The sequence below is a fragment of the Aeromonas sp. genome, from assembly GCF_050633025.1.
GTDB lineage: Bacteria > Pseudomonadota > Gammaproteobacteria > Enterobacterales > Aeromonadaceae > Aeromonas.
The window spans coordinates 1-12,989 of record NZ_JBODRQ010000098.1 but is presented as its reverse complement, the minus strand read 5'-3'; the positions used below and the strand labels follow the sequence as shown (position 1 = coordinate 12,989).

The 12,989-nt window shown below is 60.3% G+C and carries 10 protein-coding genes, 1 pseudogene and 1 other annotated feature; of the genes and pseudogenes, 6 read left to right on the top strand and 5 right to left on the bottom strand.

All coding sequences use genetic code 11. The features are described from left to right. From ACRAUW_RS13155 to ACRAUW_RS13140, 4 genes and pseudogenes are all read right to left on the bottom strand, one after another. Positions 1-363 (bottom strand): annotated as a pseudogene (locus ACRAUW_RS13155) (threonine synthase); the annotation flags it as partial. Continuing rightward, the gene (thrB, locus tag ACRAUW_RS13150; RefSeq protein ID WP_431362628.1) at positions 360-1,340 is read right to left on the bottom strand and encodes a homoserine kinase; all 981 of its coding nucleotides are present in this window, start codon (positions 1,338-1,340) and stop codon (positions 360-362) included. The pseudogene ACRAUW_RS13155 and the gene thrB, both read right to left, overlap by 4 nt. Positions 1,341-1,342: 2 nt before the next feature. Further along, the gene (gene thrA, locus ACRAUW_RS13145; protein WP_431362627.1) at positions 1,343-3,802 is read right to left on the bottom strand and encodes a bifunctional aspartate kinase/homoserine dehydrogenase I; all 2,460 of its coding nucleotides are present in this window, start codon (positions 3,800-3,802) and stop codon (positions 1,343-1,345) included. Positions 3,803-3,850: 48 nt separating this feature from the next. Next, positions 3,851-3,983, bottom strand: a sequence feature (Thr leader region). Positions 3,984-4,065: 82 nt separating this feature from the next. Continuing rightward, a complete protein-coding gene (locus tag ACRAUW_RS13140; protein WP_431362626.1) occupies positions 4,066-4,770 on the bottom strand; it encodes a tRNA/rRNA methyltransferase in 705 nt (234 codons plus the stop codon). Positions 4,771-4,976: 206 nt separating this feature from the next. Here ACRAUW_RS13140 and aceK point away from each other — a divergent pair, with 206 nt between their 5' ends. Beyond that, the gene (aceK, locus tag ACRAUW_RS13135; protein ID WP_431362625.1) at positions 4,977-6,704 is read left to right on the top strand and encodes a bifunctional isocitrate dehydrogenase kinase/phosphatase; all 1,728 of its coding nucleotides are present in this window, start codon (positions 4,977-4,979) and stop codon (positions 6,702-6,704) included. Positions 6,705-6,782: 78 nt separating this feature from the next. Here the strand turns inward: aceK and tesB are convergent, their stop codons facing one another. Next, entirely contained in the window at positions 6,783-7,649 is an 867-nt protein-coding gene (tesB, locus tag ACRAUW_RS13130; RefSeq protein WP_431362624.1) for an acyl-CoA thioesterase II, read from the bottom strand. A gap of 426 nt (positions 7,650-8,075) precedes the next feature. Between tesB and ACRAUW_RS13125 the strand changes: the two genes are divergently transcribed. The 5 genes from ACRAUW_RS13125 to ACRAUW_RS13105 form a co-directional block, all read left to right on the top strand. After that, positions 8,076-10,034, top strand: a complete 1,959-nt coding sequence (locus ACRAUW_RS13125; RefSeq protein WP_431362623.1) for a reprolysin-like metallopeptidase — start codon at positions 8,076-8,078, stop codon at positions 10,032-10,034. Further along, on the top strand, positions 10,013-10,348 hold the full coding sequence (locus tag ACRAUW_RS13120) for a hypothetical protein (protein WP_431362622.1): 336 nt from the start codon (positions 10,013-10,015) through the stop codon (positions 10,346-10,348). The genes ACRAUW_RS13125 and ACRAUW_RS13120 overlap by 22 nt, the downstream gene beginning before the upstream one ends. Before the next feature lie 141 nt (positions 10,349-10,489). Next, the gene (gene pdxH / locus ACRAUW_RS13115; RefSeq protein WP_431362621.1) at positions 10,490-11,128 is read left to right on the top strand and encodes a pyridoxamine 5'-phosphate oxidase; all 639 of its coding nucleotides are present in this window, start codon (positions 10,490-10,492) and stop codon (positions 11,126-11,128) included. Positions 11,129-11,164: 36 nt separating this feature from the next. Continuing rightward, positions 11,165-11,779 (top strand): glutathione S-transferase family protein, encoded by a 615-nt coding sequence (locus ACRAUW_RS13110; protein ID WP_431362620.1) that lies wholly within the window; start codon positions 11,165-11,167, stop codon positions 11,777-11,779. After that, positions 11,779-12,989, top strand: a 1,211-nt coding sequence (locus ACRAUW_RS13105; protein ID WP_431362619.1) for a GNAT family N-acetyltransferase, incomplete at its 3' end; no start/stop codon positions are given. The genes ACRAUW_RS13110 and ACRAUW_RS13105, both read left to right, overlap by 1 nt.

Below are 12,989 nucleotides of genomic sequence, written 5' to 3'. Positions count from 1 at the left end.
GGTTCTAAAGGCCGCGAGACACTGGGCCATAAAGCGGCCGCCGAAATCCTTGAACGCCAGGGTCGGGCCGTGGAACAGCTCAAGGGCATAGGTGCCATCCTTGAGTTTCACCAGCGGTGCCGGGAAGGTGAAGGCGGCGTTGACAAGCTCGCTCACTTTGGCGGCGGGCACTTCGTCCCCCAGCAGGTGGCTCAGGATGCGGGCGGAGCGTTCGGCCAGCGGCAGATCGAGCAGGGCATCCACATCGGCGAGCGGTTCGAGTTGTTCGGGGAAGAAGAGCCCCTGTTCGCGACCCAAGCCCTGACGCACCGCCTGCGCGAAGCTCACCTGTTCGCTGTTGTCCTTGATGTTGTAAAGATTCATAGCTCGCTTCCTGTTACCCGTGCCCCGGCCATGTCCAGTTTACAGACCCGGGCAAATCCATCTTCGTTCTGCACGAAATGTGCTTCCATCCAATCCTTCATCCGCTCGGCCTGCGCCAGCTCCTTCATCACCACAAACACGGTGGGGCCGGAGCCGGAGATGCCGGTGGCGAGCGCCCCGTTCTGGGCCGCCTGCGCCCGCACCTCGGCAAAGCCTTCGATCAGCGCCGCGCGGTAGGGCTCGGCAATCACGTCTTTCAAGACGCTCGCCGCCAGCCCCTCCTGCCCTGTGTAGCTGGCGTGGACAAAGGCAGCCAGGCGGCGGCCATAGGTGAGGCAATCCTGACGGCGATATTGGGCTGGCAAGATGGCGCGGGCGGCGGCGGTCGAAACCACGGTACCCGGGTAGCAGACCACCCAGTACCACTCGTCAAACACCGGAATGCCCTGGCTGATAACGCCGTGCTCTTCCAGCACCAGCTGCATGCCGCCCAGATAACAGGGGGCCACGTTGTCGTAGTGAACGGAGCCGGAGATCTTGCCTTCCATCTCCCCCATCAGCAGCAGCATGTCGTGCTCATTGAGGGGCTCGCCGTGAAAGGCGTTGAGCCCCTCCAGCGCCGCCACCACGCTGCAGGCGCTGGAACCCAGCCCCGAGCCCACCGGCAGGTTCTTCTCCAGCACCATTTCAAGCGGCTTGAGGCCAAGGCCGCGCTTCTCCAGCGCCTCGCCATAGGCGACCCAGCAGTCGAACAGGATATTCTTTTTCGGATCGTCCGGCAGCTTGTGGGCGTAGCGGCCCACGGCGGAGAGGGCGAACGGCACGTCAGCCGCTTTTACCTGCACCCGATCGCCGAGCAGAGAGCCATCCACGGGGGCGAGCGCCGCCCCCAGTACATCGAATCCCACGCTCAGGTTGGCGCTGGAGGCGGGTGCATAGGCAACCACGCTACTGCTCTGGTACATGTCTGAACTCATGCTTATAGCTCCTGCTTCCAGTTCTGGGTGCGCAGCACGTCGGCAAAGACGCCCGCCGCAGTCACTTCGGTACCGGCGCCGTAGCCACGCAGCACCAGCGGGATCGGCTGGTAGTAGGTGGAGAAGAAGGCGAGCGCGTTCTCCCCGTCTTTGACCTTGAACAGCGGCTCATCGCCACCGACCGCCTTGATGGCCACCTTGCACTTGCCACCCTCGATGGAACCTACATAGCGCAGCACCTTGCCCTGCGCTTGCGCGGCTGCGAACTGGTCGCGGAACCAGCCGTCAGCCTCCGGCAGGCGGGCCATAAAGGCTTCCACATCACCGCTCACATCAAAGCCCGGCGGCAGCGCCTGCTCCACCTCCACATCGGAGAGCTCCAGCGCCATGCCGGCCTCGCGGGCCAGAATGAGCAGCTTGCGCGCCACATCCATACCGTTGAGATCATCGCGGGGATCCGGCTCGGTAAAGCCGTTGCTGCGAGCAATTTTGGTGGCTTCAGAGAAGGCCATCCCCTCGTCCAGCTTGCCGAAGATAAAGGAGAGGGAACCGGACAGGATGCCGTCAAACGCGCGCAGCTTGTCACCGGCCTTGATGAGGTTCTGCAGGTTCTCGATAACCGGCAAGCCCGCGCCCACGTTGGTTTCATAGAGGAACTTGCGGCGAGTCTGGCGGGCGGTGCGGCGCAGCGCCTTGTAGTAATCAAACGAACCGGTGTTGGCCTTCTTGTTCGGGGTAACCACATGGAAACCGGCGGCGAGGAAGTCCGCATACTGGACGGCCACCGCCTCGGAGGAGGTGCAGTCGACGATCACCGGGTTGATGATATGGCTATCTTCCACCAGCTTTTTCACCCCTTCCAGCGAGAAGCTGTCACGGGCTTCCGCCAGCTGTTCACGCCAGTTGGCGAGGTTCAGGCCATCCTTGTTGACCGCCATCTGGCGGCTGTTGGCGATGCCGACCACCCGCAGGCCAGTGCCCTGCTCGGCCAGTACCGGTTGCTGGCGGGCAATCTGATCCACCAGCGCGGCACCGACGCCGCCGACACCGACCACAAAGAGGTCGATAAACTGCTGGCTGCCAAAGAAGTTCTGGTGACACGCCTTGATGGCTTCCGCCACCTTGCCATCTCTCACCACTGCGGAGATGGAGCGCTCGCTCGACCCCTGCGCGATGGCGATGATGTTGATGGAGGCTTGCGCCAGCGAGGTGAAGAAGCGGGCCGCCATCCCTTTGCTGGTGCGCATGCCGTCACCGATGAGGGAGATGATCGCCAGATCGCTGATGATATCCAGCGGCTCCAGCAGCTGGTTTTTGAACTCCAGCTCGAACTCGCGCTCCAGTACCTTGCGGGTCTTGTCGCTGTCGTAGCTGTGGATACAGAAGCTGACGCTGTACTCGGACGATGACTGGGTGATAAGGACGATACTGACCCCGGCGCGGGAGACGGCAGAGAAGATGCGACCGGCCATGCCGACCATTCCCTTCATGCCAGGGCCGGAGACGTTGAACATGCACATGCCGGACAAATCGGAGATGGCCTTCACTTTCAGGTCATCGTCGCCGCTCTCGGGGCCGATCAGGGTGCCCGGCCCTTGCGGGTTGAAGCTGTTCTTGATGAGACAGGGAATATGGAACTGGGCCACCGGCGCGATGGTTTTCGGGTGCAGCACCTTGGCACCGAAGTAGGAGAGCTCCATCGCCTCCTTGTAGGAGAGGGTTTTCAGCAGGTAGGCATCCGGCACCAGACGCGGGTCGCAGCTGTAGCAGCCCTCGACGTCAGTCCAGATCTCGCAGCACTCGGCATCGACGCAGGCGGCCAAGACGGCTGCGGAGTAGTCGGAGCCGTTGCGGCCCAGCAGCACGGTCTCGCCCTTGTCGCTGCCACCGGTAAAGCCCGGCATCAGGTAGAGGCAGTCGCTACGCAGGCCCTTGGCGGCAAAGCGCAGGCGGGAAGCTTCGATATCGACATGGGCTTCCAGATAACCGCCATCAGTGGCCAGCAGCTCTTCCGGTACGATCAGCTCCAGATCGAGACCGCGGACTCGCAGCAGCTCATGCATAAAGGCAATGGAGAGGTTTTCGCCACGGCTCAGGATGCGCGCCTGCACGTTGTCCGGGCAGAGGCCCAGCAGGTGGATCCCCTGCATCAGCCGCTCCACCTGATCCAGCTCTGCGGTGAGGCGGGCCAGCAGCGCCTTGTCATCGAGCGCCGGATAGGCCGCCTTCAACCCGGCCAGCAGGCGGGAGAAGATACCGTTGACTTCAAACAGGGTGGAACTGGCATCCATGCCGCGACTGGTCTGTTCCACCAGCGCCACCAGATGATTGGTCACCTTGGCAGGCGCAGAGAGCACCAGGGCTACCTGAGATTGGCCGTGGGTGTTGACCGCGATATCGGCCACCCGTAAAAAACGCTCTGCATCGGCCAGTGAAGACCCGCCAAATTTCAACACTCTCATCGCTTTCTCTCCCTGTAAATCTATGAAATTCAATCTAAAAACCAATCCAACAAAAAGGCCCGTACTGGGTGGGTACGGGCCTTTTCTGATTTCTGTGCTTGTTCGTCAGCGCATCAACCGGCCCCAGTGCCACCTGTGGTGGTACCGGTAATAATGGTGGTGGTGATGTTGTTGGTGAATAACTGCATGACGAACACTCGTTGACTAAGCTGGCTTTTAGCAATACCGCGCCGGACGATGGGCTGTCAACCTAAACCTCTTTCCTAGTTGTGTCCAAAGCGGCGTGCAAGGTCTTTGCAGAGCAGGTGGAGCATGTTCAAATCCCGCTGCGGCAGCATGGGCACCCGGTCCATCACCCATTGGTGCAGTTTTTCATCCTGCGAAACCCCGAGTTCATCCAGCAATTCTGCTGTTTTGCTTTTCAGCACCCGAACCTGCCCGGTGTTATCAACATTTTCTGCTACCGCAGCGCCGCCATCGGCATTCAGCTCATCCATCAGCTGACTCATCTCGTAGGCGTAGAGCATGATCGCCTGCCCCAGATTGAGGGAGGGGTAGCTCACCTTGAGGGGCAGATAGCTGATGAGGTCGACCTCGGCCAATTGCTCGTTGGAGAGCCCCGACTCCTCGCAGCCAAAGACGATGGCCACCTTGTTGAGGGAAGACTTGCTGCGGATCTGGTCGCGAATTTCAGCCGGGGTGAGGTAGTGCTGGTAGCGGCCGCGCTGGCGGGCGGTGGTGGCAATCACCAGATCCATGTCTGCCAGTGCCTCGGGCAGGGTATCGAACGCCTCGGCCTCGGTCAGGATCTCCTGCGCGCCGTGGGCCACCCAGCTCGCCTCATCCTCTTCGTGTACCCGGCTCGCCACCAGTCGCATGGCATCGAATCCCATGGTTTTCATGGCGCGGGCGGCGGCGCCGACGTTGGCGGGGCGGGCTGGTGCCACCAGGACAAAATAGAGCTTCATCGGGTTTCCTCACAGGCCGGACGGCCTCTCAAACAGACAGCAAACAGTCGCTAAACCATCGCTAAAACAGGGGCGCAATCTACCGTTTATCCCCGAAAATTGCCACTTGAACAGACGTTTGAATGTTGCGATAGTGGCCTGACGTGCGAATAAATCACACCCAATCCTTCGCGCTATCGGCCCGACAGATCACAAGGAAGAGAGAGATGCAGCAGCCATTGGAACAGGCCGTCGCAGAGACCATCTTGCAGCGGTTCGAGTCGTTTTACAGCCGCTTTCTCGAGATCACCCGCGGCAGCAAGAGCCGCTTCGAGAACAGCGACTGGCTGGGGGTACAGCTCGCCGGGCGCGAGCGTATTCGCCTCTATGACCACCATGTGGGGGCCACCGCCAGCTCCATCCGCCAGATGATGGGTGAGCACCACGCCACCCAGGAGCTGCTCAAACGGGTCAAAAGCGCTTTCAGCGATCTGCTGCCCAAGTGCGAGAACTTCGAGGTGGCGGAGTCCTTCTTCAACTCCGTCTATCGCCGGATCTTTCGCCATCGCAATATCCGCGACGAAAACCTCTATATCCACCCCTTTGTCAGCCGTGGCGAAAAACCGGATTTAAGCGCACTGCTGCGCATCTATCGCACCACACTGACCCACTTGCCGCAGACCCTGAGCCAGCTGCTTGGCGATTACAGCTTCACCCTTCCTTACGAGGACAAGCAGCGGGATATTGTCGACATCCACCGCCATCTTGCGGAGAACGGCCCGCAAATTCTCCATGATGAGCCCTTTGCCATCGAGCTATTGAAAGAAGTGTTCTACCGCAACAAGGGGGCCTATCTGGTGGGACTGATCCGGGCCCGGGATCAGGTGTTCCCCTTTATCCTGCCCCTGCTCAGCACCGGTCAGAGTATCTATGTGGACACGGTGATCTTCGAGCCGGATCTCGCCTCCATCGTCTTTGGCTTCGCCCGCGCCTACTTCATGGTCTATGCCCGCGAACCGGCGCTGTTTGTCGCCTTCCTGCGCCAAATCATGCCCCACAAGCCCGATTACGAGATCTACAACGCCATCGGCTGCCAGAAGCATGGCAAGACCGAGCTCTATCGCCACTACCGCCACCATCTGGCCCAGAGTAGGGATCAGTTCATCATCGCGCCGGGCATCAAGGGGATGGTGATGAGCGTGTTTACCCTCCCCTCCTACGATGTGGTGTTCAAGGTAATAAAAGACGAGTTCACCCCCCCGAAGGATGTGAGCCACGAGCAGGTGAAGGCAAAGTACCGGCTGGTTAAACAGCACGACCGGGTTGGCCGCATGGCCGATACCCAGGAGTTCACCAACTTCGAGTTTCCGCTGGATCGTATCTCGCAGGAGCTGCTGGCTGAACTCAAGACGGTGGCGCCTTCGGCGCTCACCCTCACAGGTGACAAGCTGGTGATCAAGCACCTCTATACCGAGCGCAAGATGATCCCCCTCAACCTCTATCTCGATCATGCGGACGAGCAGCAGACCCGCCTCGCGCTGGAGGAGTACGGCAACGCCATCAAGCAGCTGGCGGCGGCCAACATCTTCCCGGGGGACATGCTGTTCAAGAACTTCGGCGTTACCCGTCACGGCCGGGTGGTCTTCTACGACTACGACGAGATCTGCTACATGACGGAGTGCAACTTCCGCCAGATCCCGCCGCCCCGCTACCCCGAGGATGAGTGGAGCGCCGAGCCCTGGTATTCGGTGGCCCCCAACGACATCTTCCCGGAGGAGTTCGCCACCTTCCTGCTGCAAAAGCCGCAGGTGCGGGAGATCATGCTGCAACTGCACAAGGAGATGTTCGACGCCAACTACTGGAAGATGCTGCAGAGCAACATCAAGGTGGGGGTGTTCGAGGATGTCTATCCCTACCGGCGCAAGAAGCGCTTCAAGTACCAGCGCGGCGGCTGAGTGCATAGCGCCCGCACACATCGCAGCAACGAAAACGGGGTGGCCCAAGCCACCCCGTTTTGCTGACCGCAGCCCGACTTAACTGCCGCGACGGCGGATCACCCCCTCCTGCATGGTGCTCGCCACCAGCACCCCGTCACGGGTGAAGAACTGACCGCGAACCAGACCGCGACCGCTGCTGGCGCTCGGGCTGTCTACCACGTAGAGCAGCCAGTCGTCGAAGCGAAAATCCCGGTGGAACCACATGGAGTGATCGATAGTGGCCACCTGCATATCCGGCTCCCAGTACGACACACCGTGGGGCTGCAGCGAGGTGAGCAGGAAGTTGAAGTCGGAGGCGTAGGCCAGCAGGTATTTGTGCACCCGCAGATCGTCCGGCATCTGGCCGTTGGCCTTGAACCAGACGTGGCGCACCGGATCCTGCACCGTCGGCCGAATAGGGTCGACCAGAGTGACCGGGCGCATCTCGATGGGCTGCTCGCAAAGGATCTTGTCCCGCAGGGAGGCCGGGATCAGGTTCTCGTAGGGGCGCACCAGCTCCAGCTCGCTCTTGAGCTCTTCCGGCGGGGTGATACCGGTCGGCATCTGCGCCTGATGCTCGAAACCATCGGCCGGCACCTGAAACGAGGCGTTGAGATAGAAGATGGGCTTGCCGCCCTGAATCGCCTTGACCCGGCGGGTGGAGACGGTCTGGCCGTCACGGATATTCTCTACGTCATAGACGATGGGACGGGTCACATCACCCGGACGCAGAAAGTAGGAGTGAAAACTGTGAGCCTGGCGGCCGCTCTCGACCGTCTGCTTGGCGGCTGACAAGGCCTGCCCCATTACCTGCCCGCCAAATACGACCCGCAGACCAAGATCCTGGCTCTGGCCCCGAAACAGACCCTCCTCGATTTTTTCCAGCGCCAGCAACGCCAGCAGCTCATCAAGTACCTTGCTCATGGTTCACTCCTCTGTCAGCGCAACACAGGCTAACAAGCGCACCGGGGCCGAGCAACCGTCACGGCCCTTTCGCCAGCAAAAACGCAATTGGAACACACCTCTTTTGACGCAGGCTATGAACAGCTCACTTACGGAGACAATAGGGGCGATTACATTCGAGCTGATACCAGCACCACTTGGCGAGTGGGCAGGCGAGATTGTGAGGAGAACTCAATTCTGCCCATCGCTATCTGCGTTGGCTCAAGTGGATTTCTTGTTTTTTCCTCTGTTGCCGGGGGCACTCTGTCGTGCCGAAGATGGGGAGGACGGAAGTAACAGGAGCTTTCAGGGTGACAGCGGTTTTGTGCGGGTTTTCTTTTGTGTTTGTCACGCCGCCATTGAGGCTGCACCATACTGGTGGTCATCAAGGCAGAGCAAGGAGGCTCTATGAGGCATGGAATCGCGGTGATGATCACCTGCTGGTCTGTTCAGGTCGCAGCAGAACCCCGGTGGACCTTCATGGATGAGAGTTTGGCAAGGGGGGCGGCCTATGATGTGCGAGCAGACAAGGTAAGAGTGGTCGTGCCGGACAAACCTTTTGAAACGGGGGATCTGGCCAGAGTGTTGACCTTGCCATTGCCGGATGGCACTACGGTGCAGTTTGAGATCCACCCCAATGCCCTGCTCCCGGAGGCATTGGCCCTGCGTTATCCTGCTATCAAAACCTACAGTGGCAAAGCCATCGAGCAAACGCGGGATACGGGGCGATTCGAGCTCACCATGCAAGGTTTTCACGGCATGTTTACTCATCAGGGACGTACCTTTTATATCGATCCGCTTGAGGACGGTTCCTCCTATGCCGTTTATGAGCAGCAGCATGCCTGGCGTAGACAGGATGTGGAGCAGGTGGTCAAGTATCCTGGTATAGAGCGGGCGCGAACGGTGCAGGTCGATGGCAATCTGCGCAAGCGCTACACCATCGCCATCTCGGCAACCGGGGAATATACCCGGTATCACGGTGGTACCAAGGCCGCGGCACTCTCGGCTATTGCCACACTGCTCAATCGGATTAACGAAGTCTATCGCCGTGATGTGGGGGTCGAGTTTCAGCTTGCGGCCGATACGGACAAGGTGATTTTCACTGATCCTGCAACAGATCCGTTTACCAACTCGACTCAGGATATCGCCATCAATCAGGTCCAACAGGACTTGCTGTTGAATCCATCTTTTGATCTGGGCCATCTGCTGGCGACCTCAGGCGGTGGAGTGGCGACCCTGAGATCCCTCTGCAACCCGTTTAGCCGTTCACGGGGCATGACCGGAGGGGGACAGCCTGTCGGCGATGCGTTTTACATTGACTATGTGGCTCATGAGTTGGGGCATCAGTTGGGAGCCGAACACTCCTTCAATGGCACCGCGGAGAGCTGCGCAATCGGTCGTAATGGCAGTTCTGCCTGGGAGCCAGGCAGTGGCTCGACCATCATGGCCTATGCCGGGATCTGTGGTGAGGAGAATCTGCAGGGTAACAGCGCGCCTTTCTTTCACAGCAAGTCGATCGAGCAGATGCGGGCCCTGATGGCCTCTTTGCCCTCCTGCGGCACCGACCTGGCGCTTGCCAATAACGCGCCGGTTGTGGATGCGGGGGGGGATAGGGTGATCCCCGCCAATACCCCTTTCACTCTGGTCGGTAGTGCGCTGGATCTGGATGCCAATCCCCTGAGTTACACCTGGGAGCAGGTGGATCTGGGCAATGCTTCCAGCAGCTTGGCCACCATGGTGGATGATGGAACCCGCCCGCTGTTTCGTTTTGTCTCGCCTGCCTCGGATCCCCGCAGAACCTTGCCAGCCATGAGCTCTCTGCTCTCCGGCGTGCTGGCTAAAGGGGAGGCGTGGCCTGCGACCAATCGCAATCTCCGGTTCCGTCTTACCGTGCGCGATGGTCAGGGGGCGGTGAGCAGTGATGAGATGGTGGTTCAGGTGATCAATACGGGAGCCGCATTTGCCATCACAGCGCCGCAGATTGGCGCCATGGTGGCGGGTAGCTCTCAGTTGGTGACATGGAATGTGGCGGGGACCGACCAGCCTCCCATCAACTGCCCCAGCGTAGATTTGGCGCTGACCCAGAATGGCGGTGCTACCTGGACGGCGCTGGCAAGCGGGCTGGCCAATAACGGTTCGGCCACTGTGGTGCTACCAGCTTCGCTTACCGGCACTGCCAGGTTAAAGCTGGCATGCAGCAATAATATTTTTTTCTCTATCAATGGGGTAAGTGGTAATTCAGCGGTCACAACGGAAAGTGCCGCCATCATTACCGACAACCGTGCCGGGGGCGGTGGTGGCGCGCTGGGTATCATAGTGATCATCCTGATGGGAGGAACCGCTATATGGCGCAGGTATCACGGCTAGTTGCCAGTTTGTTGCTTCTGCAAATTTACTCAGAGCCGGTCGTCGCCGCATCACTGGCCGAGGCAATAAAGGGGAGTCTTGCCGCACAGGATTATCGGCTCATTGTGCGCAGTGGACGCGGCGGTATGGCTCCGGGGGTTGTGGAGTCATTGCAGGAAGAAGCGAGAACCCGGTGCGGAGTGCGTTATCTGGAAGGGTTCGGTGATGTGATTGAGATAGGCAAGGAGGGCGACTTCGAACGGCAGATTGATTATGCCACCCGATATAACCAACGGATGCTGGAAAAGTGCATGCCGAAAGCAATCGCAAGGTGAACGATGGTGGTGAGATACCGCGGGGAGGCAATGGCCTCCCCGCTGTGTTATGGCTTGTCACTGGCAGATGAGCGGAGCACAATGCCTGCAATCATTCTCTTGATGGTCGTGGAACCATTATTTATTTGAAGGAAAATCAAGATGATGGATGTTGCTGATCTGCGCCGTGAGTATACCCGTGGCGGGCTGCACCGAGACGAACTGCCGGCCGAGCCGCTGGCGCTGTTCGAGAAGTGGTTGGCGCAGGCCTGTGAGGCCAAACTGACCGATCCCACCGCCATGGTGGTGGCGACGGTGGATGCCGATGGTCAGCCTTGGCAGCGCACCGTGCTGCTCAAGCACTACGACGCCCAGGGGATGGTCTTTTACACCAACATGGGCAGCCGCAAGGCTCATCAGCTGGAGGGGAATCCCCGCATCAGCCTGCTCTTCCCCTGGCATACCCTCGACCGTCAGGTGCATGTGACCGGTCGGGTGGAGAAGATGAGTACCTTCGAGGTGATGAAGTATTTCCACAGCCGTCCCAAGGATAGCCAGATCGCAGCCTGGGTCTCCAAGCAGTCGACCCGCATCTCGGCCCGCGGCGTGCTGGAGGCCAAGTTCCTCGAGCTCAAACAGAAGTTTGCCAATGGCGAAGTGCCGCTGCCGAGCTTCTGGGGCGGATTCCGGGTGGTGATCGAGACGGTAGAGTTCTGGCAGGGTGGCGAACACCGGCTGCACGACCGTTTCTACTACACCCGCGAAGGGGATGGCTGGCATATCGAGCGTCTGGCCCCCTGATCGCGCTGTTCAAATCCGTTTTCACAAGGAGTGTGTATGCGTCTGTATGGTGATCTGTGTTCTGGCAACTGCTACAAGGTGTGGCTGCTGGCCCGCTGGCTGGTGTTGCCCCTTGAGTGGGTCGCGGTGAATATTCAGGCGGGGGATACCCGTACCCCCGCGTTTCTGGCCATGAACCCCAACGGCAAGATCCCGGTGCTGGAGATGGGCCAAGGCGATGCGCTGGCGGAATCCAACGCCATCCTCTTCTATCTGGCGCAAGGCAGCGCCTTGTGGCCCACCGATCCACGCCAGCAGGCCGAGGTGCTCAAGTGGATGTTCTTCGAGCAGTACAGCCATGAGCCCTATATCGCGGTGGCCCGTTTTATCGTCCACTATCTCGGCCGCCCCGAGTCCCAGGAGGCGCGGCTCGACGGGCTGAAAGCCGGTGGCGAGAAGGCGCTGGCGGTAATGGAGCAGCAGCTGAAACAGAGCCCCTATCTGTGCGGTGATGCGCCTACCATCGCCGATATCGCCCTTTATGCCTACACCCACGTGGCAGAGGAGGGGATCTTCTCTCTGCAGGGATGGCCGGCCATTCGCGGCTGGATCGCCCGTATCGAAGCCCATCCCCGCCATCTGACGATGCCAGTGGCCTGTCAGGCCAGCTGATGGAATTGCTGATCGAGGCCAGTCTGTGGCAACCGCAGTGGGCTGCGCTGTTGCTGCACTGGCAGCAGCAAGGTCATCGCTGGCAGCTGCTGCTCGGCAAAGAGGCGGCAGCTGCCCTCGAGCAAACCGATGCGCCCTGGGCGAGCAACCCACCTGACGGGGTGCTCTGTCCGGGGGCCCTGCTGGCCGCCTGGCTCGATGGGGATCTACTGGCTGATTTTCATGTTGATCCCAGCCGCGAGATCCTGATCAGTGCCTCTACCTCCCTATTGACCCTCGCCAGGGAGCAGGGGCTGCTGACTATTGGCCCTGTGGGGGCCGATCTGCCGCTTACCCCCGAGGCCGATTTGGGCGCCGTGCTCAATCGCCTGCTGGCGCGCCGCGTAACGGTGCCGACCCTGGCTGAGGGGCATTCGCTATCAGGTGTCGTATTGCGACCATTGCAGGTCGATGATGAGCGCGAGATAGTGCGCTACTGCAGCGACGAGGCGCTGGCCCGCTACACCCTTAATATTCCTCACCCCTATCCACCGGAAGGGGCCCGCGACTGGCTGGCCCTTTGCTGGCGCAGAGCGGCGCTTGGGCTTGGCTGGAGCTGGGCCATCACCTTGCCAGAGGAACAAGGTGCGTTGCTTGGGGTGATCTCCTTGCACTGGAATGGCGAGCTCGCCTGGTGGGTGGGCGTGCCCTGGCAAAATCGTGGTCTGGCGACCCGGGCAGCCAGCTTGGTCAAGGGGTTCGCCTTTGACCAACTGCAACTGCCTGCGCTGACGGCTCGCCATATGCCGGACAATCTCGCCTCTGGCCGGGTGATGGCAAAAGTGGGCATGCACTATCGCGGACGGCGCCAGCTCAGTGGTCGTCAACCGTGCGAGGTGAACTACTGGCGGCTGGATCGCGTTCCCTCCTTGCCCAGCCCCTTGCCCGAGGAAATTGCCCGCTGGCTGGCAGATGAGCGGATCGCCGTGGTGATCCTGCGCGATCCTGTAACGTTGGATCGGCAGAGTACCAACGACAAGCTGGCTATCTCGCTCTTTGTGGATGACGGGGGCGCGGGGGAGAAGCCATGTTTTCTGCGCTGCCCGCCGCATCTTGAGCGGTTGCTGGCGCTGCACTGTTATCCCGTCGATCTGCTGGAGCAGGCCGAACCGGCGCAGTTGTCCCATCTTGGCGGCGTCTTGCTGAAAGACAGGGATGAACAGGGGCTGGC